We start from the raw sequence: 25,348 nt of genomic DNA on the forward strand, positions 1-25,348 counted from the left end.
CCGAAGCTTCCCGCCAAGGGGCTTCGGGCCTGAAGGCCCTCCTACAAAATGACACCGCGCAGGAACCGAGCACATGGCTGAGTTCACCCTCCCCAAGAATTCCAAGGTCACCAAGGGCAAGCATTTCGCCGCCTCCGGCGCGAAGAACGTGCGCACCTTCAAGATCTACCGTTGGAATCCGGACGACAGCGACAACCCCCGCACCGACACCTACGAAGTCGACATGGATTCGTGCGGTCCGATGGTTTTGGACGCGCTGATCAAGATCAAGAACGAAATCGACCCGACGCTCACCTTCCGGCGCAGCTGCCGCGAAGGCATTTGTGGCTCGTGCGCGATGAACATCGACGGCACCAACACCCTGGCCTGCACCAAGGGCATCGACGAGTGCGGCAAGAAGGAAGTGCCGATCTACCCGCTGCCGCACATGCCGGTGATCAAGGACCTGGTGCCGGACCTGAGCCACTTCTACGCTCAGTACGCCTCGATCAAGCCCTGGCTGCGCACGCAAAGCCCGGCGCCGGCCAAGGAGCGGCTGCAGTCCAAGGAAGACCGCGCCAAGCTCGACGGTCTCTATGAGTGCATCCTTTGCGCCTGCTGCTCGACCGGCTGCCCGAGCTACTGGTGGAACGGCGACCGCTACCTGGGCCCGGCCGTGCTGCTGCAGGCCTACCGCTGGATCATTGATTCGCGCGACGAGGACACCGGTGCGCGCCTGGACGACCTGGAAGACCCGTTCAAGCTCTACCGCTGCCACACGATCATGAACTGCGCCCGCACCTGCCCCAAGGGTCTGAACCCGGCCAAGGCGATCGGCGAGATCAAGAAGCTGATGCTGCAGCGTCGCGGCGCCTGAGGCCCTGGCCATGAGCAGCGCGCATCCGCTGGTCCTGCCGTTGCTGGCGATGGTGGCCCTGACCCTGGCGGTCTGGGTTCGCCTTTATGTGGTGCGCCTGCGGGAAATGCGCAGCGCCCGCATCGATCCGCAGCAGCTGGCCGGCTCTGCCGACAAGCACCTGCTCAAGAACACCCGCGCCAGCGACAATTTCATGAACTTGTTCGAAGTGCCGGTGCTGTTCTACGTGCTGGCGCTGGCGACGATCGCGCTCGGCATGCTGGACGCCTGGCTGCCGGTGCTGGCCTGGGCCTTCGTCGCGTTGCGAACCCTGCACAGCGTGATCCAGTGCAGCTACAACCGGGTAGTGCACCGGTTCACGGCGTATTTGCTGGCGACCCTTTGCCTCTTCGTCTACCTGGGCCGCCTGGTCTGGCTGCTGCTGGCATGAGCGACGATCCCGAGCTGCGCCGTCTGCGCTGGCGCTGCCGTCGCGGCATGCGCGAACTTGACCAGCTGATGCTGCGCTATCTCGACGCCCGCTGGCCGACGGCTTCCGAAGCGGAGCGGGCGGTTTTCCTGCGTCTGCTCGACACCGAGGACGATAAGCTCTGGCGGTGGTTCATGGGCCGGGAACGGCCGGAGGACACCGAACTCGATGGTCTCGTCACCCGCATCCTCGACCTTCCGCCTTGACTGGCGGCCGTCGCGCGTCCTTGCCTTGTCGCTGACCCTGCTTGGCCTGCTGGCCGCCGGCGCGCTGGTCTCAAGCCGGCTGCCGCCGGCAACCCAGCTGCCCGCCGCCTGCTTGGCGCTGGCCGCGGGCCTCAGGCTGGCACGGCGAGAAGCGGGCAGGGCGCCCTGCACCCTGCTCTGGGCCGGCGGTGACGCGCCGGTACGGCTCGGCGACCAGCAGCTCATTGCGCCCCGGCTGCATTTGCGTGGGCCCTTGGCCGTGCTTTCCGGGCGAGATCAGTGCGGCCGCTTGCAGCGTTTTTGCTGGTGGCCCGATACCCTGTCGCCTGGCCTGCGTCGCCAGCTTCGGCTGGCGGTCTCCGTCAGCTCCCGTTCCGGAAACCCGCTGACCCAGCTGTCAGCATAGGACCCCATGTTCCAGCCCCTGCCATTCTCGATCGGCCTTCGCTATCTGCGCGCCAAGCGGCGCAACGGGTTTATTTCCTTTATCTCGATGGCGTCCATTCTGGGCATCATCATCGGCGTGATCGCCCTGATCACCACCATCTCGGTGATGAGCGGCTTCCAGCAGGAGCTCCGCGAGCGAATCCTCGGCATGGTCGCGCACGCCACCGTGTCCGGCGTGGACGGCCCACTGCAGGACTGGCCGCGCGCGGTGGCCCTGGCCGACGCCGATCCCCGGGTGATGGGCGCCGCGCCCTATATCGAAACCGAGGCCCTGCTGCAGGGTCGCCAGCGCCGTGGCGCCATCATTCGCGGCGTCTTGCCTTCGCACGAACCGAAGGTGTCGGAGATCGCCGGCATGATGAAGCAGGGTTCGCTGGACCTGCTGCAGCCGGGTGAGTTCAACATCATCCTGGGTCGGGAGCTGGCGATTCTGCTTGGCGTCGGCCCCGGTGACGCGGTCAACGTTTTCATCTCCGAGTCCACGGTTACGCCGCTGGGCGCGCTGCCCCGGGCCAAGCGATTCAACGTGGTCGGCATTTTCGAGGCCGGCGCCCAGGAATACGACCTCGGCCTGGCCCTGGTGCACCTCAATGACGCCCAGCGCCTGGGCCGGATGGGCGAGGGCGTCACCGGCGTACGCCTGAAGCTGGTGGACCTGTGGGAGGCCTGGCCGGTAGCCCGCGACCTGTCCGACAAGATGGATGGTTTCTATCGGGTGCGCGACTGGATGCGCGACAACGCCAACTTCTTCCGCGCCCTGAAGATGGAAAAGACGGTGATGTTCATCCTGCTTTCGCTGGTGATCGCCATCGCCGCCTTCAACCTGGTCTCCTCGCTGGTAATGCTGGTGCAGGACAAGCAGTCCGACATCGCCATCCTGCGCACGCTGGGCATGTCGCCCGGTGCAGTGATGCGCGTGTTCATCGTGCAGGGGCTGGTGATCGGCGTGGTTGGCATCGCGGTGGGCACCACCGCCGGCGTGCTGTTGGCCAGCAATCTTTCGCACGTGGTGAGCTTCTTCGAAGGCCTGCTGGGCGCCGAACTGATGCCTTCCGACGTGTACTACATCAGTGGCGTGCCGACTCTGGTGCAGGCCTCGGACGTGGCCACGGTGGTGGCGGTTGCCTTCGTGCTGTGCCTGCTGGCCACCCTCTATCCGGCCTGGCGCGCGTCGCGCACCGACCCGGCCACGGCGCTGCGCTATGAATAAGGATCCCGGCATGGACGTCGTCATTCGTTGCGCTCAGCTGGGCAAGACCTACGAAGAAGGCGATCTGCAGACGCACGTCTTCGACGGGCTGGACCTCGAGGTCCGCCGGGGCGAAACCGTCGCGATCGTGGGCGCCTCGGGGGCCGGCAAAAGCACCTTGCTGCACCTGCTCGGCGGCCTCGACCGCGCCAGCGCGGGCGACGTCTACGTCGCCGGCGAACGCATGTTCGCCCTGGGTGAGCGCCAGCGCGGCGAACTGCGCAACCGGGCGCTGGGCTTCGTCTACCAGTTCCACCACCTGCTGCCCGAATTCACCGCGCTGGAAAACGTGATGATGCCGCTGCTGATCCGCGGCGACGCGGTCGAGGCGGCAAGGAAGCCGGCGCAGGCCTTGCTCGATCGCGTCGGACTGGGCCATCGCCTCGGCCACAAGCCGGGCGAGCTGTCGGGCGGTGAACGCCAGCGCGCGGCCGTAGCGCGGGCCCTGGTAACGCGTCCCGCCTGCGTGCTCGGTGACGAACCGACCGGCAACCTCGACGAGAAAACGGCTGCCTCGGTGTTCGACCTGATGTTGGAACTCAATCGTGACCTCGGTACGGCCCTGGTCATGGTTACCCACGATCGCCGCCTGGCGCGACGACTGGATCGGACCCTGGAGCTGACCCGGGGACGACTGCAGCCGCTTGTGGATGATGATTTGAGCTCCCACCCCGCGGCGCCCCTTCGTTCCTGAGTCGCGTTGCACGGCCGGGGGCCGTCGCCGCTGGGTCCTGCGGTCGCCGCCGGCCTGCTGCTGGGTGTGTTGGTGGTCCAGGGTTTTCCCTACTTGCCGCCCGCGCCGGCCTGCCTGCTGGTTCTAGGCTTGGGCCTGGGCGCCTGGCTGCAGCCGCATCGGGTGCGCGTGCTGGGGGCCGCTGCGGTTGGCCTGGCGCTGGCCTGCCTGCAGGGCCAGGCGACGCTGGATGCCCAGTGGCCTGCCGCCAGAACCGGCGACGAAGTGACGGTCGTGGGCCGCGTGCAGGGTCTTCCTGTGGCGGCGGTCGACGCCGTCCGTTTCGAATTCCACGTCGAGCGAGCGATGCCCGGGCTGTCGGCGGGCAGCCGGCTGCGGCTCAGTTGGTTCGCCCGGCCTGGCGAAGACCTGCCCACGATCACGGCCGGCAGCCGCTGGCGCCTGCCGCTGCGGCTGCGGGCGCCACGCGGTTTGCTCAACCCCGGCGGCTTCGACTTCGAGCGTCGGGCGATCGAACAGCGCATCACCGCCACCGGCTACGTCTTCGACGCCGCTGCAGCGCAGCCGCTTTCCCCGGGCAGCGGACTCGACCACCGGCGCGCCCGGCTGGCGGCGCGCATCACTGCGGCCGTGCCTGACCCGTCCTCGCGCTTCGTCACGGCGCTGGCGCTCGGCGATACCCGCGGCCTCGACAATCGCGACTGGGAAATCCTGCGGACCACGGGCCTGACCCATCTGATCGCCATCTCCGGTTTCCACGTGGGCCTGGTGGCCGGCTTCGGGGCCTGGTTGGGGCGGGCGTTCTACTGGCTGCTGCCCTGCTTGGGCCGCTACTGCCCGCGTCCCCAGGGCAGCGCCGCGGCCGCCTTGCTGCTCGCGGCGGCCTACACCGCGCTGGCCGGCTTCGCGCTGCCGACGGTGCGCACCCTGCTGATGATCGCCGCCGTCGTACTCGCACGCTGTCTGCGTCGGCCGCAGACCCTCGCGCAGTCACTGTCGCTGGCCCTGCTGGGCGTGCTGCTGGTGGACCCCGCCAGCGTCCTGGCGCCGGGCTTCTGGCTTAGCTTCCTGGGCGTCGCCTGGCTGGCCTGGTGCCTGCCTTATCGGCCGGGCGAAGGCCTGCTTCGCCCCTTCCTGGCGGCGCAGGCGGTGGCGATGCTGGGCCTGCTGCCGCTCAGCGTCTGGTTCTTCAGCCAGGCCTCGCTTCCCGGGCCTTTGGTGAACCTGGTTGGCATTCCCTGGATCAGCCTGGTGGTAGTGCCGCTGGCGCTGCTGGGGCTGGCCTTCGAACCCGTGCTGCCCGGCTGCGCCGAACGCCTGTGGCAGCTGTCGGCGCTGCTGATGCAGTGGCTTTGGCAGGGCTTGGAGTGGGTGGCGCGCTGGCCGCCGGCGCTGGCCTGGCTGCCCGAACCGGGGCTGTTCGCCACGCTGTTGGCCATGGTCGGCGCGTTCTGGCTGCTGCTGCCGCGAACCGTCCCCGGCAAGGGTTTGGCGGCGCTATTGCTGCTTCCGCTGCTCTGGCCGGCGCTCGATCCACCGCGCCACGGCGACGTCGACCTGCACCTGCTCGACGTCGGCCAAGGCCTGTCGCTGCTGGTGCGCACTCGCCACCATGTATTGCTCTATGACGCCGGCCCCGCGCCGCTGCGTGGGCTTGATCTCGGGGAGGCGGTCGTGGTCCCGGCGCTGCGGGCGCTGGGTGTGGCGCGGGTCGATCGGCTGATGCTCAGCCATGGCGACAACGATCATGCCGGCGGCGCCGACGCCGTCATCCGTGCCTACGCGCCACCCATCGTGATGGCGCCGGAAGGCTGGGCCCGCGATGGCATGCAGGCCTGCCTGGCCGGACAACGCTGGCAGTGGGACGGCGTGGACTTCGAAGTCCTGCACCCGACGCCTCACTTTCCTTATCTGCGCAACGACAGTTCCTGCGTGCTGCGCATCAGTGCCGGCGGTCGCCACGCGCTGTTGGCCGGCGACATCGGCCGCCACGTCGAGGCGCGGCTGGCGAAGCTGCCGGCCGCACGGATCAGTGCCGACCTTTTGTTGGTGCCGCACCACGGCAGCGACACCTCCTCGAGCCTGGACTTCCTGGCCGCGGTCCGGCCGACGGTGGGCCTGCTGGCGGTAGGCGAGGGCAATCGCTTCGGGCTTCCGAAACCGCGGGTGCTTGACCGCTACGATCGCTATACCGTCGCGCTTCACGACAGTGCCGGCAGCGGGGCGATCACGGTCAGGCTGGGCGCCGACGGACCCCGGCTGCGTCAGCGCTTGCGCCAGGACCGCCCGCGCTACTGGCGCCATGCCGCCCCGGGCGGGGCAGGCTATGCTTACGGCAGGCAAGAACCCGAAAGGTGAGGCGTGCTGGAACTGATCAAAGCGGGCGGCTGGGTCATGCTGCCCATCATCCTCCTGGCGGTGTTGGCCCTGGCCATCATCCTGGAGCGATTCTGGAGTCTTCGGCGCAAGGAGGTCCTGCCGCCCGGCCTGGGTGAAGAGGTCCGCGAATGGGCCCGTGGCCGCGCGCTCGACCCGAAGCATATCGACGTGCTGCGCAACAACTCCCCGCTGGGCGAGCTGCTGGCGGCCGGCCTGGACGTACGCCACCGCCCGCGCGAGCTGATCAAGGAGCGCATCGAGGACGTGGGCCGACACGTGGCGCATCGGATGGAGCGCTTCATGAACACGCTGGGCACCATCGCCGCGGTCACGCCGCTGCTGGGCCTGCTGGGCACCGTATTCGGCATGATCGAGATGTTCCTGGACATCCTTACCGCCGGCGTCGGCGACGCCAACCGGCTGGCCGGCGGCATTGGCCAGGCCTTGATCAGCACGGCGGCCGGCCTCTGCGTCGCGATCCCGGCCTTGATGTTCCATCGCTACCTGCGTGGCCGCGTTACCGGCTACGTGGTGGACATGGAGAAGCAGGCCACCGCATTGCTCGACGCGCTCGACGAGGGTTCGGCGCCACCGCCGGCGAAGGCCCCGCGCGCCAAGCGGAGCGAGGCATGAGGCTCAGCACCGGCCGGATGCCCGATGAGCCGGAGATCAATCTGGTCTCCCTGATCGACGTCGTTTTCTGCCTGATCATCTTCCTGGTCGTTACCACCACCTTCGACCAGCGCTCGGCCCTGAAGCTGGTGCTGCCGCAGTCGCAGGCGACGACGGAGATCGAGGCCGGCGAACCGCTGACCCTGCTGGTTGACGCCGAAGGCCGCTTTTTCATCGGCAACGACGAGGTATTGAAGCGCGACGTCGGCTCGCTGCGCGACGCCATCACCCGCGTTGCCGGCAGCGATCGCGAGCGGTCAGTGGTGCTGCGCGCAGATGCCCGCACCCCGCACCAGTCGGTGGTGACGGCGATGGATGCGCTGGGCCAGGCCGGCTTCCGCAAGATTTCGATCGCCACCACGCCCGAGGCCAAGCCTTGAGCAGCGGCGAGACTTCCGCCTGGGCCATCTATCGGCGCTTGCTGGGCCGGGCGCGCCGCTACTACCTGTTCCTGGGTGCGGCCGGAATCGGCATGGTGTTCGAGGCCGCGGCGGCCGCGGCCTTCACCTGGATGATGGAGCCGATGATCAACAGCACCTTCGTCGAGCGTGACCCCGACGTACGCTGGACGCTACCGCTGATCATCATTGGATTGTTCGTAGTGCGCGGCATGGCCACGTTCTGCACCGACTACGGCATGGCCCGCGCCGGCCGCAGCGTCGTTCGCGACCTGCGCGGCGACGTGCTGGAAAAATACCTGCGCCTGCCCAGCTCACGTTTTGACAGCGAGCCGGTGGCCTCCATGGTTTCTCGGCTCAACTACGACACCGAGCAGGTCACCCAGGCCAGCTCGGACGCGATCAAGGTCATCCTGACCGACAGCCTCACCATCCTGGGCCTGCTCGGCGTGATGTTCTATTACAGCCCGCGCGTGACCGTGGTGATGCTGGTGGTCGCACCGCTGATTGCCGGCATCTCGGCCGTAGTCGGCCGGCGCTACCGACAGATCAACCGCGGCATCCAGGACGGCGTGGCCAACATGGCGCAGTCCGCCGAGCAGGCGCTGTCAGCCCAGCAGGAAGTCAAAGTCTACGGCGCACAGGCCTCGGAGCTGGCGCGCTACACGACGCTGATCAATCGCAACCTGGGCCTGAGCATCAAGGTCGAATCCACCCGTGCCGCCGCCTCCTCGGTGGTGCAGGTGCTGGCGGCCGTCGCGCTGGCGGTGATCTTGCTGGTGGCCGGCAACGAGGCCGCGAAAGGCCGCATGAACGCCGGCAGTTTCGTCGCCATGCTTACCTCGATGATGGCGATGCTGCCCTCGCTCAAGCGCATCACCAATGTGCAAAGCCTGGTCCAGCGCGGCGTTGCCGCCGCCGACCGCCTGTTCGGCATCCTCGACGAGCCCGACGAACGCGACAGCGGCACGACGCCATTGCGGCAGGCTCGCGGCGAGATCGAATTCCGCGACGTCACCGTCAGCTATCCGGGCCAGGATGCGCCGGCCCTGTCCAATATCTCGTTCACGGCCCGGCCCGGCACCGTCACCGCCATCGTCGGGCGCTCGGGCAGCGGCAAGTCCACCTTGATTCGCATGCTGCCGCGTTTCTACGAGCCCAGCGACGGGGCCGTTCTGGTGGATGGCATACCGGTTGACCAGTACCGCCTCGCGGACCTGCGCCGGCAGATCGCCATTGTCGGCCAGCGGGTAATGCTCTTCGACGACAGCATCGCGGCCAATATCGCCTACGGCCAGCCGCCGGGCGTTGATCCCGCCCGCGTGCGTGCCGCTGCCGAGTCCGCCAACGCCGCTGAGTTCATTGATCGCATGCCCGAGGGCATGGCCTCGCGCATCGGCGAGAATGGCGGCCTGCTGTCCGGGGGGCAGCGCCAGCGTCTGGCAATCGCCCGCGCCATTCTCAAGGACGCTCCGATCCTGATCCTGGACGAAGCCACGGCCGCACTCGACACCGAATCCGAGCGGCTGGTGCAGGACGCCCTGAACCGATTGATCCCGGAACACACCACCCTGGTGATCGCGCATCGCCTGTCCACCGTTGAACACGCCGACCAGGTGCTGGTCCTCGACGGCGGCCAACTGGTGGAGCAGGGCACCCATGCCGAACTGTTGGCACGCGGCGGCCTGTACGCGCATCTGCACCGTATGCAGTTCCGCGAGTCGGAGGTCGGGTGAAAGCCGCGCTGGCGCGCTGGCTACTTCGCCGCTGGTATGGCGGCGTCGCGCCGGGGCCGTTCCTTGGCGCACTGTCGGGCCTGTACCGGGGGCTGGTGGCGGCACGCACGGCGCTCTATCGCCGCGGCCTGCTGCGTACGCACCGCATCGGCGTGCCGGTGCTCGTGGTTGGCAATCTGGTGGCCGGCGGCAGCGGCAAGACACCGCTCACCATCGCCCTTGCGCGCGGCCTGGCTGAGCGCGGCTGGCGCCCCGGCATCGTCAGCCGCGGCTATGGTCGTCGTTCGCGCGAGCCAGTGGCGGTGACGCCCGACATGTCGGCGGATATCTGCGGCGACGAGCCGCTGCTGATCGCGCGCGAGACCGGTTTGCCCGTGTTCGTGGACCGAGACCGGGTCGCCGCCGCGCATCGGCTGGTGGCCGCGGGCTGCAACCTGATCCTTGCCGACGACGGCCTGCAGCATCTCCGCCTGGGCCGCGACATCGAGATCGAAGTCGTCGATGGCCAGCGCCGGCACGGCAATGGCTGCCTGATCCCGGCCGGGCCTCTGCGCGAACCCGCCGGGCGCCGGGTGGACCATCGCGTCGTCAACGGCGGCCGCGTCCTGGCCGGCGAATGGCCCATGCGGATGGTGCTGGCCGATGCCCAGCCGTTGGCGGGCGGCCCGGCCCGCCCCTTGGCGGACTTTGCCGGCCAACTGTTCCACGCCGTCGCCGGCATCGGCCATCCGGGCCGCTTCTTTGATTCGCTTCGGGCCTGTGGCCTGAATCCGCTTGAGCATCCTTTCCCCGACCACCACGCCTTCACCGCGGCCGATTTCGCCTTCCAGCCGCCGGCGCCGGTGCTGATGACCGACAAGGATGCGGTGAAGTGCGGGGCGCTGGGCCTGGAGGATGCCTACGCCGTACCGGCGCGCGCCGAGCTGCCGGAACCTTTGTTCACGGTCCTGCAGCAGCAGTTGACCGATTGGAGCCCCCGTCATGGATCCGCCTGACTTCATCGTTGCCATCCCGGCCCGCTTTGGCGCCAGTCGGCTGCCGGGCAAGCCGCTGCGCTTGATCGCCGGGCTCCCGATGGTGGTGCACGTGGCCCGCCGGGCGCTGGCGGCCGGCGCCCGCGAAGTCATCGTTGCCACCGACGACGCCCGCATCGCCGAAGCCCTGGCCGGCGAACCGCTGCGCGTTTGCATGACCCGGGCCAGCCATGTCTCGGGCACCGACCGGCTGGCCGAGTGCGCCGATCAACTGGGCTGGGCCGACAGCCAGATCGTGGTGAACCTGCAGGGCGACGAACCCTTCGCACCGCCCGAGGGCATCCGCGCAGTGGCCATGACGCTGGCCGCCTCCGAGGCTGAAATGGCCACGCTGGCTACGCCGGTTGAAGACACGGCGACGCTGTTCGACCCCAATGCCGTCAAGCTGGTGCGGGATGCGCGTGGGCTGGCGCTGTATTTCAGCCGCGCGCCGATCCCTTGGCAGCGCGACCAGTTCGCGCGCGACCGGGTGGATGCCGACGTCTCCGCGGCCCTGCGCCATATCGGCATCTATGCCTACCGGGCCGGTTTCCTGCGCCGCTTCGCGACGCTGCCGCCCGGCCGCCTGGAACAGCTTGAAGCGCTGGAACAGCTGCGCGTGCTCGAGGCCGGTTTCCGAATCGCCGTGGGGCTGACGCCGGTGCCTTTCCCGCCGGGCGTCGATACCGAGGCGGACCTCGCGCGCGCAGAGGCCCGCTTCGAGTCTAATATTTAACTTTAATTAAAATACCTAAGTTATTGAATATATTGTTTGTTTGCCTTGGAAATATCTGCCGTTCGCCCCTGCTCGAGGGCTGGGCGCGGTATGTGTTGACCGAGGCCGGCCACGGCGGGCGGGTCCGGATCGACTCCGCCGGCACCCGCGACTGGCATGTCGGCAAACCGCCTGACTCGCGTGCGATCGCGGCGGCCGCCCGCCACGGCGTCGATATCCGCGGCCAGCGGGCGCGGTCCGTGTCGGCGCAAGACTTCGAAACCTTCGATCTGATCCTGGCGGCCGACCGCGACAACCTGACGTGGCTGCGCCAGCACGCGCCGCCGAATGCCCGCGCCGAGCTGCAGCTTGCCCTGGCCTGGACCGGGGCGTCCGGCGTCGAGGATGTTCCCGATCCCTACTATGGCGACGACGCCGGCTTCGACGCCACCTGCCGCCTCGCCCAAGCGGTGGCGCAAGGCCTGCTGCGCAAACTGCCGCCGCAGGCATAATGCCGGGACCCCCGGAGACCCGCCCCATGTCGCAGGCCAACCAAGCCGCCCCTGAACTGTCGCCGAGCCTGCAGTGGCTCAACGCCGATCGCCAGACGATCGCCGCGCAGCAAGGGCAGGTGCTGGCCGTCGTGTTCTGGAACGCCGCCTCCGCCTATTGCCACAATCTTCTCGACGACCTGATGCGCCTGCAGGCGCGATATCCGGTCGCGCTGTCGATCCTGGCCATTCACCAGCCCAAGTTCGATTCCGAGCTCGACGGCCGGCTCGTGCTCAAGGTCGTCAATCGCCTGGGCGTGAGTTTCCCGGTGGCCAATGACCGCAGCTGGAGCACCTGGCAGCACTATGGCGTGCAGTCCTGGCCCACGGTGGCGCTGGTGGATACCCGCGGCCGCCTGCGCCATGTGCTGGCCGGCGACCAGCAGGGTCCGGCGATCGACGCCGCTATCGCCGCGATGATCGACGAAGTCGGCGGCGCCGTGCGCCAGGCCGACCCACCCCGGCGCAGCGGCGCCGAGGCGCGGCTGCCCCTGGCGTTTCCCTCTGGCCTGGCGGTGGGCGAAAGCCACCTCTACGTCGCGGACACCGGCCACCATCGCATCCTGGAGTGCACGCACTCGGGCCGGGTGCTGCGCGAGTTCGGCACCGGCCACGGCGACTATCTGGACGGTCCGGCCGACATTGCCGCGTTCCGTCAGCCCAGGGGCCTGTGCCTGGTGCGCGAGTCGCTGTACGTGGCCGACGCCGGCAATCACGCGCTTCGCCGCATCCGCCTGCTCGACGGCGCGGTCGAAACCGTCCTGGGCAATGGCCGGCCAGGCGTCGTGCGCGAGGGCCAGCAGGTCGGCGACGCCACCCTGCCGTTGAACCAGCCCTGCGACGTCAGCGGCACCATGGACCGCCTGTACCTGGCGATGGCCGGCAGCAACCAGATCTGGGAATACGACCTGACCCAGGCGCGACTGCGCCTGCTCGCGGGCACCGGTGAACTGGGCATCGTCGACGGTCCGGCCCGCAGCGCGATGTTCGCGCACCCGACCGGACTGGCCCTGGTGCAGCAGACGCTCTACGTCGCCGACTCCGCCACCTCGGCCATCCGCGCCATCCAGGTCACCCAGGGTCAGGTGCTAACGCTGGTGGGGCAGGGCCTGTACGAGTTCGGCGAGCACGACGGCCAGCGCCGCGATGCCCGCCTGCAGCTGCCGATGGCGCTGGCCCTGGACCCTTCGTCGCCGGTGCTCTGGGTGGCCGACTGTTACAACGGCAGCCTGCGCAAGCTGCGCCTGGGTGGCGGCGAGATGACCCACCACGACCTGCCGCAGCCCTTGGACCAGCCGGCGGCCCTGGCCGCCGGAGCAGGCTCGCTCTGGATCGCCAACACCGGCGCGCATGAAGTCCTGCGCCTCGACCTGGGCAGCGGCAAGCTGGGCCGCCTGCCGATCGGCGAATGACGGTCGGAGACACCACGCCCGCCGGTGAGCCGGCGGCTCCGTTCGACGGCAAGGCATTCGTCCGCGACCTGACCCCCGCCCCCGGCGTCTACCGCATGCTCGGCGCTGACGGCGGCGTGCTCTACATCGGCAAGGCCTCCTCGCTGAAGAAGCGTGTCGGCAGCTATTTCCTCAAGGAACTGCCCTCGCGCCGGATCGCGCTGATGGTGGCGCAGATCGCGCGGATCGAAGTCACCGTGACGCGCACCGAAAGCGAGGCGCTCATCCTTGAGAACCAGCTGATCAAGTCGCTGCGCCCGCGTTACAACGTGCTGCTGCGCGACGACAAGAGCTACCCGCACATCCTGCTTACCGACGAGACCTGGCCGAAGCTGGGCTACCACCGGGGCCCGCGCGCCATGGCCGGCCGCTATTTCGGGCCGTATCCAAGTTCAGGTGCCGTACGCGAGACCCTGGACCTGATGTTCAAGCTGTTCAAGTTGCGCAGCTGCGAGGACAGCGTGTTCCGCAACCGCAGCCGGCCCTGCCTGCAGCATCAGATTGGTCGCTGCAGCGCACCCTGCGTCGGCCTGGTGGCGACCCGCGACTATGACGCGACCGTGCGTCGCGCCGTGCTGTTCCTGGAAGGCCGCAGCACCGAGCTGGTGGACGAGCTGGGGCGGGCGATGGAGGAAGCCAGCCAGCGGCTGGAGTTCGAGCAGGCGGCCGGGCTGCGCGACCAGATCGCCGGCATCCGCAAGATCCAGGCCCGCCAGTACGTTGAGGGCGAGCAGGTCGAGATGGACGTGCTGGCACTGGTCATGGACCAGGGCGCGGCCTGCGTGCTGCTGATGGCGTTCCGCAACGGCCTCAACCAAGGCACGCGCAGCTTCTTCCCCCGGCCCAACGGCGCCGAGCGTCCGGAGGAAGTGCTGGGCGCCTTCGTCGCGCAGTACTACCTCGAGCAGCGGCCGCCGCGCGAGATCGTGCTCAGCCACGCCATCGCCGACGAGGACCTGCTGCAGGCGGTGTTCAGCGCCCAGGCCGGACGCAAGGTCGAACTCAAGGCGTCGGTGCGCGGCGAACGCGCCCGCTATCTCGAAATCGCCCGGCAGAACGCCGCGCTGGCCCTGGCCACCGAAGCCGCCAGCAGCGCCAGCCAGCGTGCGCGCCTGCTGTCGCTGCAGGAGATGCTGGGACTGGGCGAAGCGCCCGCGCGCATCGAATGTTTCGATATCAGCCACACCATGGGCGAGGCGACCGTGGCGTCGTGCGTCGTGTTCGACGGGGAAGGCCCGGTGCGCGGCCAGTACCGTCGCTACAACATCACCGGCATCGAGCCGGGCGACGACTACGCGGCGATGCACCAGGCGCTCGAGCGCCGGTTCCGGCGCGGGGTAGAGGAGGGCATCCTTCCCGACCTGCTGCTGATCGATGGTGGCGCCGGCCAGTTGGCCCAGGCACGCAAGGTGCTCGACGAGCTCGGCGTACAGGGCGTGGCCATGGTCGGCGTGGCCAAGGGCGAGGCGAGGCGCGCCGGTCACGAGGCCCTGGTGCTGCCCGACGGGCGCGAACTGCGGCCGGGCGCCGCCTCGCCGGGCCTGCAGCTGGTGCAGCAGGTGCGCGACGAAGCGCATCGTTTCGCCATCACCGGCCATCGCGGCAAGCGCCAGAAAACGCGTGAAACCAGCCGGCTTGAAGACATTCCCGGCATCGGTCCGCGCCGCCGCGCCAGCCTGCTCAAGCATTTCGGCGGGTTGGCGGGGCTCAAGGCGGCCGGCGCGGAGGAAATCGCCCGGGTCGATGGCGTGAACGATGCGCTTGCACAGCGCATCTACGCCGCCCTGCATGGACTTGAGGCACAATCGCCCCGGAACGACCCCTGAGCAGGATGCCGTGACCCTCACTATCCCGACCATGCTGACGTTGATGCGGATCTTGCTGATCCCCGTGCTGGTGGTCGTGTTTTATCTGCCCTTCGGCTGGACCAACCTGGCGGCCGCCGGCATCTTCATTTTCGGCGCGATCACCGACTGGCTCGACGGCTGGATCGCGCGTCGCTACGGCATGTACTCGGCCTTTGGCGCCTTCCTTGACCCCGTGGCCGACAAGCTCACCGTGGCTTTCGCGCTGCTGCTGGTGGTCGAACGCTACCCCAGCCCCTGGATGGCGCTGCTCAGCGCCGTGATCATCGGCCGCGAAATCACCATCTCGGCCCTGCGCGAATGGATGGCACAGATGGGCGCCCACGGTCTGGTCAAGGTGGCCGGACTGGGCAAGCTCAAGACCATCGTGCAGATGGTGGCCATCAGCTGCCTGCTGTTCCAGGAGAGCTTGCTGGGCCTGCCGGTGTTCCAGATCGGCGAATGGCTGCTTGCGATCGCCGCTGCCCTGACCCTGTGGTCGGGGTTCGATTACCTGCACGCAGCCTGGCCGATGATGCGGAAGAAGGGCTGAAGCCAAGAAGCTAAAAAGGGTGTTGACAGTTTTGGGGCCTTCCCCCAAAATGTGCGTCTCTTGCGGGAATAGCTCAGTTGGTAGAGCACGACCTTGCCAAGGTCGGGGTCGCGAGTTCGAGTCTCGTTTCCCGCTCCAAGATCAGGACAAAACCCCGCCCGCCGGGGTTTTGTTTTTTAAGGCGGTGGCAACCGCCGCCGGACGCGCTAAGCTTCCGGCAACGCTTCCCCGGCCGGGTGGCAGAGTGGTTATGCAGCGGACTGCAAATCCGCGTACGCCGGTTCAATTCCGACCTCGGCCTCCAGAATCGAAAGCCCCGCTTCGGCGGGGCTTTCTTTTTTCCGGCAACATCGCGACATGCCCGGGTGGCGAAACTGGTAGACGCATGGGACTTAAAATCCCCCGGCCGCAAGGCCATGTGGGTTCGACCCCCACCCCGGGCACCATGTTGGCGACTTCAGGAGAGTGCTGCGTATGTCGTTCTTTGTCTTTGGCGTGTTGTTTTTCGCAGTGGATGCCGTGGCGATCCTGCTGCTGGCGGCGACCTGGCAGCGCACGCGCATCCTCGGTTTCGCCATCGTAGCGGCCAGCTATCTCACCGGCGTGTTTACCCGCTGGCTTGCGCCCTGGATTTACCAGCTGCTGGACGGTGGCGACGCCACCAATCTGGCCGTACCGGGACTGGTAGTCCAGTTGCTATACCTGGTGATCTCGCTGGTCGCGCTGGCCGGCTTCTGGGATATCTATCGCGCCCTCAAGGCGCGTCCTGCCGCCTGACGCCGGAGTCGACCATGCTGCCTTCTCGTTATTGGCCCTTCGTCACCTGCCTGCTGCTTACGGTGGGCTTCGCCTATGCCGCTACGCTGACGCCGGTGGCCGCCTGGGGCTTGGCGATCTTCGGCGGGCTGTCGCTGCTGGGCATCGCCGACCTGCTGCAGCGCAAGCAGGCGCTGCGGCGCAATTTTCCGATTACTGCGCATTTCCGCTACGGGCTGGAGTCGATCGGCCCCGAGATCCGCCAGTACTTCATTGAGTCGGACACGGTCGAACTGCCGTTCTCGCGCCAGCAGCGCGCCATCGTCTACCAGCGGGCCAAGGACGTGCTGGACAAGCGCCCGTTCGGAACCCAGCGCAATGTCTACGACGACAAATACGAGTGGATGAACCATTCGCTGCAGCCGGCGAAGATTGATTCACACGATTTCCGCATCACCATCGGCGCGGGGCGGGCGCAGCCCTATTCGGCCAGCGTGTTCAATATCTCGGCGATGAGCTTCGGCTCGCTGTCGGCCAATGCGATTCGCGCCTTGAACAAGGGTGCGCAGCTGGGCGGCTTCTACCACGACACCGGCGAAGGCTCGATCTCGCGCTACCACCGCGAACACGGCGGCGACCTGGTCTGGGAGATCGGCTCGGGCTATTTCGGCTGCCGCGACGAACACGGCGGCTTCGACGCCGAAAAGTTCCGCGCCAACGCCTGCGATCCGCAGGTGAAAATGATCGAACTCAAGCTCAGCCAGGGCGCCAAGCCGGGGCAGGGCGGCATCCTGCCCGCAGCCAAGGTCAGCGCCGAGATCGCCGAAGCCCGCGGCGTGCCCGAGGGCGTAGCCTGCCTGTCGCCGGCGGCGCACACGGCCTTTTCGACGCCGATCGAGCTGCTGCAGTTCATCGATCGGCTGCGCGAGCTGTCGGGCGGCAAGCCCACTGGCTTCAAGTTGGCCATCGGACATCCTTGGGAGTGGTTCGCGATCGCCAAGGCGATGAAGCAGACCGGCATCCTGCCCGACTTCATCGTCGTGGACGGCGGCGAGGGGGGCACCGGCGCGGCGCCGCTGGAGTTCACCGATCATGTGGGCGCGCCAATGCGCGAAGCGCTGCTGCTGGTGCACAACACCCTGGTCGGCCTGGACCTGCGTTCGCAGATACGGATCGGCGCGGCCGGCAAAATCGTCACCGGCTTCGACATTGCCCGGGCGCTCGCGCTCGGCGCCGACTGGGTCAACGCCGCCCGCGGCTTCATGTTCGCGCTGGGCTGCATCCAGTCGCAAAGCTGCCACACAGACCGCTGCCCGACCGGCGTCGCCACCCAGGACCCGAACCGGCAGGCGGCCCTGGACCCCGACGACAAGGCGACCCGGGTCAGCAATTTCCACCGCAATACGCTGGTGGCGCTCAAGGAGCTGTTGGCCGCCGCGGGCCTGCGCCATCCGCTGGAGCTTGGGCCGGAGCACATCGTGCGGCGGGTTTCGTCCACCGAAGTCCGTTCGCTGGCCAAGCTGCACTACTTCCTGCCGCAGGGGCAGCTGCTCGAGGCCGTGCCCGAGCATCCGGTGTTCCAGGTGTTCTGGGACCAGGCAAGCGCCGAAACCTTCTCGGCGCCGCCCAAGGCGGCGGAAATGCAGGCCACCAAGCAAAGGTAGTGGGCGTTCTTGACCGCCCCCGGGCCGGCCACGTAAGATTCGCGCTCTCTTCCGGGCGGTTAGCTCAGCGGTAGAGCATCGCTTTCACACGGCGAGGGTCACAGGTTCAAGCCCTGTACCGCCCACCAGCTCCAGGAAATGGCCACCTTCGGGTGGCCATTTTTTTGCCTCTTTTTCTTCCGGTCTGCGCCATACGAGGGAACAGGTTATTCCAGCTGCGCCTTCGCCAACTCCGCGTCCAGCTTTTCCATGGCGTCCTTGGGCTTGAGCTTGCCGGCTTTCTCGTAGGCGGCGACCGCCGCGTCTTCCTTCTTGTCGCCGTGCAGCAGCAGCAACAGATTGCCGTGTTCGAAGTGCGCGATGGGCGAATCGGGCGTGAGCTTGAGCGCGGCGGCCAGATGCTTGTCGGCCTCGCTGGCCTTCGCACCGTAGGTCATGCCGCCGACCAGGGCACCGATCTTGCCGATGATTTCGGCGTGGTATAGGCCCAGCGCCGTATGCGCCTCCGCGTGCTTGGGGGCGAGCGCCAGGGTTGCCTCCAGCGCCTTGCGCACCTTGCCGGCCAGGCCCATCTTCAGCGCCTTGGCGATGGCGATGCCCTGACTGTAGCGACCCATGGCATGCGCGTAGCGGTAGTGGCTATTGGCTTCGCCGGGCAGCGCGGCGATGGCGGCTTCGGCCAATTTGCCGGCCTGTTCAAAGCGCGCGAGTTGTTCGGCCTCATCGTCCACGAGGTGGGTGGCGTGGATCGCCAGCGCCTTGCAGGCCACCGAGGCACCAACCGGTCCCAGCGCCGCGCCGGCATCGAAGGCCTGCTGGAAATCGCCGCGATGGAAGGCGCGCCAGGCATCCTGCAGCGCGTCCGCCAGGTCCGCTGCGGCGATGCCCTTGGGAGCGGCTTGGCCGGCGGCCTTGATCAGGGCGGCGGCGCGCTTGTCGTCGGGAAAAGGTTCACAGTCGCCGGCGTGCAGGGACGGCCAGGCTTTCTTGAGCTTGTCACCGCTCAGGTCGAAGGCCTTGGCCTCGTGCGGGAACTTGGCCCAGGATGATTTCTTCGTGGCCATGGCGACACTCCGTGCAGGGGCGTCCAGCATGTCCCGGCGCTGCACGGCCCGCAAGCGGGCCTGAGTCAGGGATGGGCGCGGCGGGCGGCCTCAAAGGCGGCAAGCTGTTCCGGCGTGGCCTCAGGCTGGTGCCTGGCCTTCCATTCGGCGAAGGGCATGCCGTAGATGGCCTCGCGCGCCGCATCCTTGCCGATCGGCTGGCCGGCGGCCGCCGCGGCTTCCTCGTACCAGGTGGACAGGCAGTTGCGGCAGAAGCCGGCCTGGGTCATCAGGTCGATGTTCTGTACGTCGGTGCGCTGCTGCAGGTGGGCGAGCAGGCGCCGGAAGGCGGCGGCCTCGAAAGCGGTGCGGTCGGACATGATGGGTAGCCGGGCAGGGAAGGGTTCGGGGATAATCGCATTTCGCGACCCGGACCCGCCCACGCGGACCGACCCCACTCCCCACGGAGCGTCATGACCGCCCGCATTCTCGACGGCAAAGGCATCGCCGAAGCCCTGCTCGACGACCTCGCCCGCCGCGTGCAGGCGCGCACCGTCGCCGGCAAACCGGCACCCGGCCTGGCCGTCGTATTGGTGGGGCAGGACCCGGCATCGGCCGTCTACGTGCGCAACAAGCGCCGCGCGGCCAAGAAAGTGGGCATCCGCGCCGTGGACTACGACCTGCCCGCCGACACCGGTGACGCCGAGCTGGCTGCCTTGATTGACCGGCTCAACGCCGACCCCGACATCCACGGCATCCTGGTCCAGCTGCCGCTGCCCGGCAATCGCGATGCCAACTGGCTGATCCATCGCATCGACCCGCGCAAGGACGTGGACGGCTTCCATCCCGAGAACGTCGGCCACCTGGCCCTGCGCCAGTTCGGCCTGCGGCCCTGCACGCCGCGCGGCATCACCACGCTGCTGGCCTATACCGATCGTCCGGTGCGTGGCCAGAGCGCCACCATCGTCGGCGTCAGCAACCACGTGGGACGACCGATGGCGCTGGAGCTGCTGATCGCGGGCTGCACCACCACCAGCTGCCACAAGTTCACGCCGCGCGACGTGTTGGAGCGGCACGTGCGGGAAGCCGACATCCTGGTGGTGGCGGTCGGCCGCCCCGGCCTGGTGCCGGGCGAATGGGTCAAGCCGGGCGCGGTGGTGATTGACGTCGGCATCAACCGCCTCGACGACGGTCGCCTGGTCGGTGACGTCGGTTTCGAGGCGGCCTGCGAACGCGCCGCCTGGATCACGCCCGTGCCCGGCGGCGTCGGACCAATGACCGTGGCCACCCTGATGCAGAACACGCTGGAGGCCGCCGAGGCCTCCGATGTCGCCCTCGCGACCTGATGACGCGGCAGCAAGGACACTGACTCCCATGACTCCGCGACGCACGCCCGCGCTCCTACTCGTGCTGCTGGCCATTCTGGCGGGCTCCGGCTGCGCGGCCCTGGTCAGTCGCGCCAGCAACCAGTTGTCCGCACAGTTGGGCAGCGCCATCACCAACAGCAACGACCCCGCCACGGTGCGCGACGGCCTGCCGGCCTACCTGCTGCTGATGGATGGCCTGGTCGAGGGCCAGACCCCCGGCGACCGCCGCAATGCCGGCCTGCTGTTTGCCGCCGCCGAACTCAATGGCGCCTACGCCGGCAACTTCACCGGCGACGATCGCACCCGTGCCCGTCGCCTGGCCGCCAAGGCCATGGACTACGCGCGCCGCGGCACCTGTGCCCAGGATCCTGACCTGTGCGCGGCGATGGACCAGGACATTGACGGCTTCAACGCCGCACTCGCCGCCGCGCCCGCCGCCAACGTGGCCGGTCACTATGCGCTGGCGGCCGCCTGGGTCGGGTTCCTGCAGCTCAACAGCGAGGACTGGGGCGCGATCGCCGACCTGCCGAAGGTGCAGGCGCTGCTGGACAAGGTCGTTGCCACCGATCCCGCCCACGCGCGCGGCATGCCGCATGTCTACCTCGGCGTGCTGCACTCGCTGCGGCCAGAGGCCATCGGCGGCCAGCCCGAACGCGGGCGCCGGCATTTCGAACAGGCGCTCGCACTGTCCGGCGGCCGCAATCTCTACGCCAAAACCCTGATGGCCGAGTACTACGCCCGCCTGCTGTTCGACCAGCCGCTGCACGACCGGCTGCTGGCGGAAACCCTGGCCGCCGACCCAATCGAGCCCGGCTTTACGTTGATGAATGTGCTGGCCCAGCAACGCGCCGCCGCGCTGGTGGAAAGTGGCAAGGAATACTTCTGAGGATTCGCCCGTGATGCATGCACGTTTTGCTCGATTACTGCTGGCCTTCGGTCTCGCCCTGGGAGTGGCGATGCCGGCTGCCGCGCAGGTCATCAAGATCGCGACGCTGGCGCCGGACGGATCGGCCTGGATGCGCGAACTGCGTGCGGCCGCGGCCGAAGTCAAAGCGGGCACCGACGGCCGGGTCGAGGTGAAGTTCTACCCGGGCGGCGTGATGGGCAACGACGCCGTGGTGCTGCGCAAGATGCGCCTGGGCCAGCTGCAGGGCGGCATTCTCACCTCGAGCGAACTGTCCCTGGTTTATCCCGACGCGCCGATCTACAGCCTGCCGTTCCTGGTGTCGTCCTGGGACGAGGTGGACCGCATGCGAGCCGTCGTGGACCCGATGCTGGCCGAGGGCTTCGAGCAGCGCGGCATTCGCATGCTGGGCGTGTCGGGGCTGGGCTTTGCCTACCTGATGGGCGACCAACCCCTGGGCAGCGCCGGCGACATAGCCGGCCGCAAGCTCTGGGTCCCGCAGAACGACGCCATCGCCGCACGTATTTTCGAGATGGGTGGCGTCAGCACCATTCCGCTGCCGATCGGCGACGTCTTCACCAGCCTTCAGACCGGCCTGGTGGACACCGTCGTGAACACGCCCAGCGGCGCGGTCGTGCTGCAGTGGCACGGCAAGATCAAGCACATGGTGGACCTGCCGCTGACCTTCGTGGTCGGCTTCCTGATAGTCGACGACAAAGCGTGGAAGCGGCTCGCGCCCGCCGACCAGGCCGTGCTGGCCGCTGCCTTCGACGCGGCCGGCAAGCGCATGGACGTCAACACCCGGCGCGATGATGCCGCCGCGCTGGAAGCTATGAAGCAGCAGGGCCTGAAGGTCTCGCCGATGGATCCGGCCGAGGCCCGCCGCTGGCGGACGCTGGGCGCCCAGCTCATCGCCGAGATGGAGGCGCAGGGCAAGATATCGCCCGAAATTCTGGCCGCGGCGCGCCGCGCGCTGTCCGAGCCGACGCCCCCCTGATGCTTTCGCGCTGGCTGGCGCGCCTGCACCGGGCCGAGGACGCGCTGCTGGCAAGCGTGCTCGGCGCGCTTTTGCTGCTGTCGGTGGCGCAGATCGCGCTGCGCCTGCTGTTTGATTCCGGACTGGACTGGGCCGAACCGGTCAGCCGCGCCGGCGTACTTTGGCTGGCGCTGCTGGGCGCGCTGGGGGCCACCCGTACCGGCAAGCACATCGCCATTGATGCGCTTCCGCGCGCGCTGCCGGCGGGCGCGCAACGCTTGCTGTGGATCATCGCCCAGTTGGCAGCCGCGACCATCTCACTTTGGCTGGCGTGGCTGGGCGTGGGCCTGGTCGGGCTGGAGCGCGAGGCGCCGGTGCCCTTCGTCGCGGGCATCCCAAGCTGGGTGCCGATGCTGGCGCTGCCGGTCGGCTTTGGCTTGATGGGGCTTCGTTTCCTGGTCGCGGCCGGACTGCCGCCGCCGGTGCATGCGGTGATGGGCGAGGGCGACGCATGAGCCTGGGCATCGGCCTGGCCGTCATCCTGCTGCTGGCCGCGCTGGGCATGCCGCTGTTTGCGGTGATCGCCGCGATCGCGATGCTGGGCTTCCACGTCGCTGGCTACGACTTGATCGTGGTGGCCGTCGAGTTCTATCGCCTGGGCGACATGCCGGGGCTGATCGCCATCCCGCTGTTTACCCTGGCCGGCTATCTGCTGGGCGAGAGTGGGGCGCCGCGCCGTCTGGTGCGGCTGTCGAATGCGCTGCTGGGCTGGCTGCCGGGCGGCTTGGCGATCGTCGCCATCGTTGCCAGCAGTTTCTTCACCGCCTTTACCGGCGCCTCCGGCGTCACCATCGTGGCACTGGGCGCGCTGCTGTACCCGGCGCTGCGGCAGGCCGGCTACGGCGAACGCTACAGCCTGGGCCTGGTCACCGCCGCCGGTAGCCTGGGCCTGCTGTTCGCGCCCTCGCTGCCGCTGATCCTCTACGGCTTCGTGGCCGGGCAAATGGGCTCGGACCCGCCGGTGACCATCCCCGACCTGTTCCTGGCCGGCCTGCTGCCGGGTCTTTTGATGGTCGCCATGCTTTCGCTGCACGCGGTCTGGGTGGGCTGGGGCATCCCGCAGTCGAGGCACGCGTTCGAAGCGGGCGAGCTGGGGAAGGCCCTGCGCGAGACGCTGTGGGAGCTGCCGCTGCCGGTGATCGTGCTGGGCGGCATCTACAGCGGCGCCATGGCGGCGAGCGAGGCTGCAGCTGTGACGGCACTTTATGTTCTCGTCGTAACTGTATTGATTAAAAAAGAGATTTCACTCTCAAAACTGCCCGGCGTCATGGCCGAATCGATGCGCCTGGTGGGGGCCATCCTGCTGATCCTGGGCGCGGCCCTGGCGATGTCGAACTGGCTGGTGGACCAGGAAGTCCCCGCCACGCTGTTTACCACGCTCAGCGAGCACGTCGAGAGCCCCTGGGTGTTCTTGCTGCTGCTCAATCTCTTCCTGCTGGTGGTGGGCATGCTGCTCGATATCTTCTCCGCGGTGGTGATCCTGACACCGCTGCTGCTGCCGGTAGCCGCCGCCTTCGGCATCCATCCGGTTCATTTGGGCGTGGTGATGCTGGCCAACCTGCAGCTGGGCTATTTCACCCCGCCGGTGGGCATGAACCTGTTCATTGCCGCCTACCGCTTCGGCAAGCCCGTGCTGGTGCTGGTGCGGGCCTGCATACCCTTCTTCCTGGTGCTGGCGGCGGCGGTCGCCCTGATCACCTGGGTGCCGGCGCTGTCGCTGGGCCTGCTCTGACCCCGCCCCCGGTAGGAGGGCCTTCAGGCCCGAAGCTTCTCGCCCAAGAGCTTCGGGCCTGAAGGCCCTCCTACAGTGTTCTGTCCTGGGGAGGGGCTAGCCAGCTATAATTTCGCGCTTCCCATCCCCCGGAGCCGCCCATGCTGCGCATCCAGGCCGAAGCGCTGACCTTCGACGACGTTTCCCTCGTACCCGCGCATTCGGCCGTCCTGCCCAAGGACGTCAGCCTGAGCACCCAGCTCACGCGCGGCATCTCGCTCAATCTTCCGATCGTGTCGGCCGCCATGGACACCGTGACCGAAGCGCGCTTGGCCATCGCCATGGCCCAGCTCGGCGGCATCGGCATCATCCACAAGAACATGTCGGTGCAGCAGCAGGCCGCGCACGTGGCCCAGGTGAAGAACTTCGAGGCCGGCGTCATCCGCGAGCCATTCACCGTCGGCCCGGACACCACCATCGGCGAAGTGATCAAGCTCACCCGCGCCCGCAACATCTCCGGCGTGCCGGTGGTGGACGGCGGCCAGCTGGTGGGCCTGGTGACCAGCCGCGACATGCGCTTCGAGAAGAAGCTCGACGATCCGGTCCGCAACATCATGACCCGCAAGGACAAGCTGGTTACGGTGCGCGAAGGCGCCAGCGACGACGAAGTGCTGCAGCTCATGCACAAGTACCGCATCGAGAAGGTGCTGGTGGTGGACGACCAGTTCGCGTTGCGCGGGCTGATCACCGTCAAGGACATCCAGAAGGCGCGCGATAACCCGTTTTCCGCCAAGGACGCCGACGAGCAGCTGCTGGTCGGTGCTGCGGTCGGGGTCGGCGGCGACACCGAGGCGCGCATCGCCGCGCTGGTGGCCGCCGGCGTGGACGTGGTGGTGGTGGACACGGCGCATGGCCACTCGCAGGGCGTCATCGACCGCGTGGCCTGGGTCAAGAAGAACTTCCCCAACCTGCAGGTGATCGGCGGCAACATCGTCACCGGCGACGCCGCGCTGGCGCTGTTCGACGCCGGCGCCGATGCGGTGAAGGTCGGCGTGGGCCCGGGCTCGATCTGCACCACGCGCATCGTCGCGGGCGTGGGCGTGCCCCAGATCACGGCGGTGGGCATGGTCGCCGAAGCGCTCAAGGGCCGCATTCCCCTGATTGCCGACGGCGGCATCCGCTATTCGGGCGACATCGCCAAGGCCCTGGTGGCCGGCGCCAGCTCGATCATGATCGGCGGCCTGTTTGCCGGCACCGAAGAAGGGCCGGGCGAAGTCGAACTGTTCCAGGGCCGCAGCTACAAGAGCTACCGCGGCATGGGCTCGCTGGGCGCGATGGAGCTGGGCAGCAAGGACCGCTACTTCCAGGACGCGTCCGACGCCGACAAGCTGGTGCCCGAAGGCATCGAGGGCCGCGTGCCCTACCGTGGCCTGCTGCGCAACATCGTGCATCAGCTTTCCGGCGGCATTCGCGCCTCGATGGGCTATGTCGGCTGCGCCACGATTGAAGAGATGCGCACCCGGCCCAAGTTCGTGCGCGTCACCGGCGCCGGCACGCGCGAAGCGCACGTGCACGACGTGCAGATCACCAAGGAACCGCCCAACTACCGGATGGGCTGAGGCCAGGACGCCACC

General features: G+C 68.2%; 26 protein-coding genes and 4 tRNA genes. 28 read left to right on the forward strand and 2 right to left on the reverse strand.

Going from position 1 to position 25,348, the window contains the following annotated elements; genetic code table 11:
• Positions 1 to 73 precede the first annotated feature (73 nt).
• From ACYVGY_RS10425 to ACYVGY_RS10530, 22 genes are all read left to right on the forward strand, one after another.
• On the forward strand, positions 74 to 856 hold the full coding sequence (locus tag ACYVGY_RS10425) for a succinate dehydrogenase iron-sulfur subunit (RefSeq protein ID WP_460457432.1): 783 nt from the start codon (positions 74 to 76) through the stop codon (positions 854 to 856).
• Between the two features lie 10 nt (positions 857 to 866).
• A complete protein-coding gene (locus ACYVGY_RS10430) occupies positions 867 to 1,286 on the forward strand; it encodes an MAPEG family protein (protein ID WP_460457433.1) in 420 nt (139 codons plus the stop codon).
• Complete coding sequence (locus ACYVGY_RS10435; RefSeq protein WP_460457434.1) at positions 1,283 to 1,531, forward strand: FAD assembly factor SdhE; 249 nt, start codon at positions 1,283 to 1,285, stop codon at positions 1,529 to 1,531. The genes ACYVGY_RS10430 and ACYVGY_RS10435 overlap by 4 nt, the downstream gene beginning before the upstream one ends.
• 25 nt (positions 1,532 to 1,556) lie before the next feature.
• Entirely contained in the window at positions 1,557 to 1,937 is a 381-nt protein-coding gene (locus ACYVGY_RS10440; RefSeq protein WP_460457435.1) for a hypothetical protein, read from the forward strand.
• Positions 1,938 to 1,943: 6 nt separating this feature from the next.
• Positions 1,944 to 3,188, forward strand: coding sequence for a lipoprotein-releasing ABC transporter permease subunit (locus ACYVGY_RS10445; protein WP_460457436.1), 1,245 nt, complete (start codon positions 1,944 to 1,946; stop codon positions 3,186 to 3,188).
• On the forward strand, positions 3,181 to 3,921 hold the full coding sequence (gene lolD, locus ACYVGY_RS10450; RefSeq protein WP_460457437.1) for a lipoprotein-releasing ABC transporter ATP-binding protein LolD: 741 nt from the start codon (positions 3,181 to 3,183) through the stop codon (positions 3,919 to 3,921). Before ACYVGY_RS10445 ends, lolD begins: the two co-directional genes overlap by 8 nt.
• 6 nt (positions 3,922 to 3,927) lie before the next feature.
• Positions 3,928 to 6,279 (forward strand): DNA internalization-related competence protein ComEC/Rec2, encoded by a 2,352-nt coding sequence (locus ACYVGY_RS10455; RefSeq protein ID WP_460457438.1) that lies wholly within the window; start codon positions 3,928 to 3,930, stop codon positions 6,277 to 6,279.
• A gap of 3 nt (positions 6,280 to 6,282) precedes the next feature.
• Positions 6,283 to 6,933: a MotA/TolQ/ExbB proton channel family protein gene (locus ACYVGY_RS10460; protein ID WP_460457439.1), complete on the forward strand. Its 651-nt coding sequence runs from the start codon at positions 6,283 to 6,285 to the stop codon at positions 6,931 to 6,933.
• Positions 6,930 to 7,352 carry an ExbD/TolR family protein gene (locus ACYVGY_RS10465; RefSeq protein WP_460457440.1) on the forward strand — a complete coding sequence of 141 codons (423 nt, stop codon included), beginning with the start codon at positions 6,930 to 6,932 and terminating at the stop codon, positions 7,350 to 7,352. Before ACYVGY_RS10460 ends, ACYVGY_RS10465 begins: the two co-directional genes overlap by 4 nt.
• Entirely contained in the window at positions 7,349 to 9,106 is a 1,758-nt protein-coding gene (msbA, locus tag ACYVGY_RS10470; protein ID WP_460457441.1) for a lipid A export permease/ATP-binding protein MsbA, read from the forward strand. The genes ACYVGY_RS10465 and msbA overlap by 4 nt, the downstream gene beginning before the upstream one ends.
• Positions 9,103 to 10,101 carry a tetraacyldisaccharide 4'-kinase gene (lpxK, locus tag ACYVGY_RS10475; protein WP_460457442.1) on the forward strand — a complete coding sequence of 333 codons (999 nt, stop codon included), beginning with the start codon at positions 9,103 to 9,105 and terminating at the stop codon, positions 10,099 to 10,101. Before msbA ends, lpxK begins: the two co-directional genes overlap by 4 nt.
• The gene (gene kdsB, locus ACYVGY_RS10480) at positions 10,088 to 10,855 is read left to right on the forward strand and encodes a 3-deoxy-manno-octulosonate cytidylyltransferase (protein ID WP_460457443.1); all 768 of its coding nucleotides are present in this window, start codon (positions 10,088 to 10,090) and stop codon (positions 10,853 to 10,855) included. The genes lpxK and kdsB overlap by 14 nt, the downstream gene beginning before the upstream one ends.
• Positions 10,856 to 10,887: 32 nt before the next feature.
• Positions 10,888 to 11,346: a low molecular weight protein-tyrosine-phosphatase gene (locus ACYVGY_RS10485; RefSeq protein WP_460457444.1), complete on the forward strand. Its 459-nt coding sequence runs from the start codon at positions 10,888 to 10,890 to the stop codon at positions 11,344 to 11,346.
• Positions 11,347 to 11,372: 26 nt separating this feature from the next.
• Complete coding sequence (locus tag ACYVGY_RS10490; protein WP_460457445.1) at positions 11,373 to 12,797, forward strand: hypothetical protein; 1,425 nt, start codon at positions 11,373 to 11,375, stop codon at positions 12,795 to 12,797.
• Positions 12,794 to 14,662: an excinuclease ABC subunit UvrC gene (gene uvrC, locus ACYVGY_RS10495; RefSeq protein WP_460457446.1), complete on the forward strand. Its 1,869-nt coding sequence runs from the start codon at positions 12,794 to 12,796 to the stop codon at positions 14,660 to 14,662. Before ACYVGY_RS10490 ends, uvrC begins: the two co-directional genes overlap by 4 nt.
• A gap of 10 nt (positions 14,663 to 14,672) precedes the next feature.
• On the forward strand, positions 14,673 to 15,233 hold the full coding sequence (gene pgsA, locus ACYVGY_RS10500; RefSeq protein WP_460457447.1) for a CDP-diacylglycerol--glycerol-3-phosphate 3-phosphatidyltransferase: 561 nt from the start codon (positions 14,673 to 14,675) through the stop codon (positions 15,231 to 15,233).
• A 62-nt stretch (positions 15,234 to 15,295) separates the two neighbouring features.
• Positions 15,296 to 15,371, forward strand: a tRNA-Gly gene (locus ACYVGY_RS10505).
• Between the two features lie 92 nt (positions 15,372 to 15,463).
• A tRNA-Cys gene (locus tag ACYVGY_RS10510) sits at positions 15,464 to 15,537 on the forward strand.
• 55 nt (positions 15,538 to 15,592) lie between these two features.
• Positions 15,593 to 15,679 (forward strand) — tRNA-Leu (locus ACYVGY_RS10515).
• Between the two features lie 28 nt (positions 15,680 to 15,707).
• Positions 15,708 to 16,010 carry a hypothetical protein gene (locus ACYVGY_RS10520; RefSeq protein ID WP_460457448.1) on the forward strand — a complete coding sequence of 101 codons (303 nt, stop codon included), beginning with the start codon at positions 15,708 to 15,710 and terminating at the stop codon, positions 16,008 to 16,010.
• A gap of 14 nt (positions 16,011 to 16,024) precedes the next feature.
• Entirely contained in the window at positions 16,025 to 17,653 is a 1,629-nt protein-coding gene (locus tag ACYVGY_RS10525) for an FMN-binding glutamate synthase family protein (protein WP_460457449.1), read from the forward strand.
• A gap of 53 nt (positions 17,654 to 17,706) precedes the next feature.
• Positions 17,707 to 17,781: transfer RNA gene (locus tag ACYVGY_RS10530), tRNA-Val, on the forward strand.
• 78 nt (positions 17,782 to 17,859) lie between these two features.
• Here ACYVGY_RS10530 and ACYVGY_RS10535 read toward each other — a convergent pair.
• Together ACYVGY_RS10535 and ACYVGY_RS10540 are read right to left on the reverse strand one after the other, a co-directional pair.
• Entirely contained in the window at positions 17,860 to 18,717 is an 858-nt protein-coding gene (locus tag ACYVGY_RS10535) for a hypothetical protein (protein ID WP_460457450.1), read from the reverse strand.
• A gap of 65 nt (positions 18,718 to 18,782) precedes the next feature.
• Positions 18,783 to 19,076 carry a DUF1244 domain-containing protein gene (locus ACYVGY_RS10540; RefSeq protein ID WP_460457451.1) on the reverse strand — a complete coding sequence of 98 codons (294 nt, stop codon included), beginning with the start codon at positions 19,074 to 19,076 and terminating at the stop codon, positions 18,783 to 18,785.
• A 93-nt stretch (positions 19,077 to 19,169) separates the two neighbouring features.
• Between ACYVGY_RS10540 and folD the strand changes: the two genes are divergently transcribed.
• The 6 genes from folD (at position 19,170) to guaB (ending at position 25,333) form a co-directional block, all read left to right on the forward strand.
• Positions 19,170 to 20,042 (forward strand): bifunctional methylenetetrahydrofolate dehydrogenase/methenyltetrahydrofolate cyclohydrolase FolD, encoded by an 873-nt coding sequence (folD, locus tag ACYVGY_RS10545; RefSeq protein WP_460457452.1) that lies wholly within the window; start codon positions 19,170 to 19,172, stop codon positions 20,040 to 20,042.
• Between the two features lie 28 nt (positions 20,043 to 20,070).
• The gene (locus ACYVGY_RS10550) at positions 20,071 to 20,949 is read left to right on the forward strand and encodes a TRAP transporter TatT component family protein (RefSeq protein WP_460457453.1); all 879 of its coding nucleotides are present in this window, start codon (positions 20,071 to 20,073) and stop codon (positions 20,947 to 20,949) included.
• A gap of 13 nt (positions 20,950 to 20,962) precedes the next feature.
• Positions 20,963 to 21,964 (forward strand): TRAP transporter substrate-binding protein DctP, encoded by a 1,002-nt coding sequence (gene dctP / locus ACYVGY_RS10555; protein WP_460457454.1) that lies wholly within the window; start codon positions 20,963 to 20,965, stop codon positions 21,962 to 21,964.
• On the forward strand, positions 21,964 to 22,458 hold the full coding sequence (locus tag ACYVGY_RS10560; protein WP_460457455.1) for a TRAP transporter small permease: 495 nt from the start codon (positions 21,964 to 21,966) through the stop codon (positions 22,456 to 22,458). The genes dctP and ACYVGY_RS10560 overlap by 1 nt, the downstream gene beginning before the upstream one ends.
• On the forward strand, positions 22,455 to 23,735 hold the full coding sequence (locus ACYVGY_RS10565) for a TRAP transporter large permease (protein WP_460457456.1): 1,281 nt from the start codon (positions 22,455 to 22,457) through the stop codon (positions 23,733 to 23,735). Before ACYVGY_RS10560 ends, ACYVGY_RS10565 begins: the two co-directional genes overlap by 4 nt.
• A 140-nt stretch (positions 23,736 to 23,875) precedes the next feature.
• Entirely contained in the window at positions 23,876 to 25,333 is a 1,458-nt protein-coding gene (gene guaB, locus ACYVGY_RS10570; protein WP_460457457.1) for an IMP dehydrogenase, read from the forward strand.
• The last annotated feature ends 15 nt before the right edge of the window (positions 25,334 to 25,348 follow it).

The organism is Arenimonas alkanexedens (genome assembly GCF_054781355.1).

What these genes read in the sequence shown, in the direction of transcription:
- ACYVGY_RS10425 (WP_460457432.1), top strand. Translation starts at nt 74, where the DNA reads ATGGCTGAGTTCACCCTCCCCAAGAATTCCAAGGTCACCAAGGGCAAG.
- ACYVGY_RS10430 (WP_460457433.1), top strand. Translation starts at nt 867, where the DNA reads ATGAGCAGCGCGCATCCGCTGGTCCTGCCGTTGCTGGCGATGGTGGCC.
- ACYVGY_RS10435 (WP_460457434.1), top strand. Translation starts at nt 1,283, where the DNA reads ATGAGCGACGATCCCGAGCTGCGCCGTCTGCGCTGGCGCTGCCGTCGC.
- ACYVGY_RS10445 (WP_460457436.1), top strand. Translation starts at nt 1,944, where the DNA reads ATGTTCCAGCCCCTGCCATTCTCGATCGGCCTTCGCTATCTGCGCGCC.
- lolD (WP_460457437.1), top strand. Translation starts at nt 3,181, where the DNA reads ATGAATAAGGATCCCGGCATGGACGTCGTCATTCGTTGCGCTCAGCTG.
- ACYVGY_RS10465 (WP_460457440.1), top strand. Translation starts at nt 6,930, where the DNA reads ATGAGGCTCAGCACCGGCCGGATGCCCGATGAGCCGGAGATCAATCTG.
- kdsB (WP_460457443.1), top strand. Translation starts at nt 10,088, where the DNA reads ATGGATCCGCCTGACTTCATCGTTGCCATCCCGGCCCGCTTTGGCGCC.
- ACYVGY_RS10490 (WP_460457445.1), top strand. Translation starts at nt 11,373, where the DNA reads ATGTCGCAGGCCAACCAAGCCGCCCCTGAACTGTCGCCGAGCCTGCAG.
- uvrC (WP_460457446.1), top strand. Translation starts at nt 12,794, where the DNA reads ATGACGGTCGGAGACACCACGCCCGCCGGTGAGCCGGCGGCTCCGTTC.
- ACYVGY_RS10520 (WP_460457448.1), top strand. Translation starts at nt 15,708, where the DNA reads ATGTCGTTCTTTGTCTTTGGCGTGTTGTTTTTCGCAGTGGATGCCGTG.
- ACYVGY_RS10525 (WP_460457449.1), top strand. Translation starts at nt 16,025, where the DNA reads ATGCTGCCTTCTCGTTATTGGCCCTTCGTCACCTGCCTGCTGCTTACG.
- ACYVGY_RS10535 (WP_460457450.1), bottom strand. Translation starts at nt 18,717, where the DNA reads ATGGCCACGAAGAAATCATCCTGGGCCAAGTTCCCGCACGAGGCCAAG.
- ACYVGY_RS10540 (WP_460457451.1), bottom strand. Translation starts at nt 19,076, where the DNA reads ATGTCCGACCGCACCGCTTTCGAGGCCGCCGCCTTCCGGCGCCTGCTC.
- folD (WP_460457452.1), top strand. Translation starts at nt 19,170, where the DNA reads ATGACCGCCCGCATTCTCGACGGCAAAGGCATCGCCGAAGCCCTGCTC.
- ACYVGY_RS10550 (WP_460457453.1), top strand. Translation starts at nt 20,071, where the DNA reads ATGACTCCGCGACGCACGCCCGCGCTCCTACTCGTGCTGCTGGCCATT.
- dctP (WP_460457454.1), top strand. Translation starts at nt 20,963, where the DNA reads ATGCATGCACGTTTTGCTCGATTACTGCTGGCCTTCGGTCTCGCCCTG.
- ACYVGY_RS10560 (WP_460457455.1), top strand. Translation starts at nt 21,964, where the DNA reads ATGCTTTCGCGCTGGCTGGCGCGCCTGCACCGGGCCGAGGACGCGCTG.
- ACYVGY_RS10565 (WP_460457456.1), top strand. Translation starts at nt 22,455, where the DNA reads ATGAGCCTGGGCATCGGCCTGGCCGTCATCCTGCTGCTGGCCGCGCTG.
- guaB (WP_460457457.1), top strand. Translation starts at nt 23,876, where the DNA reads ATGCTGCGCATCCAGGCCGAAGCGCTGACCTTCGACGACGTTTCCCTC.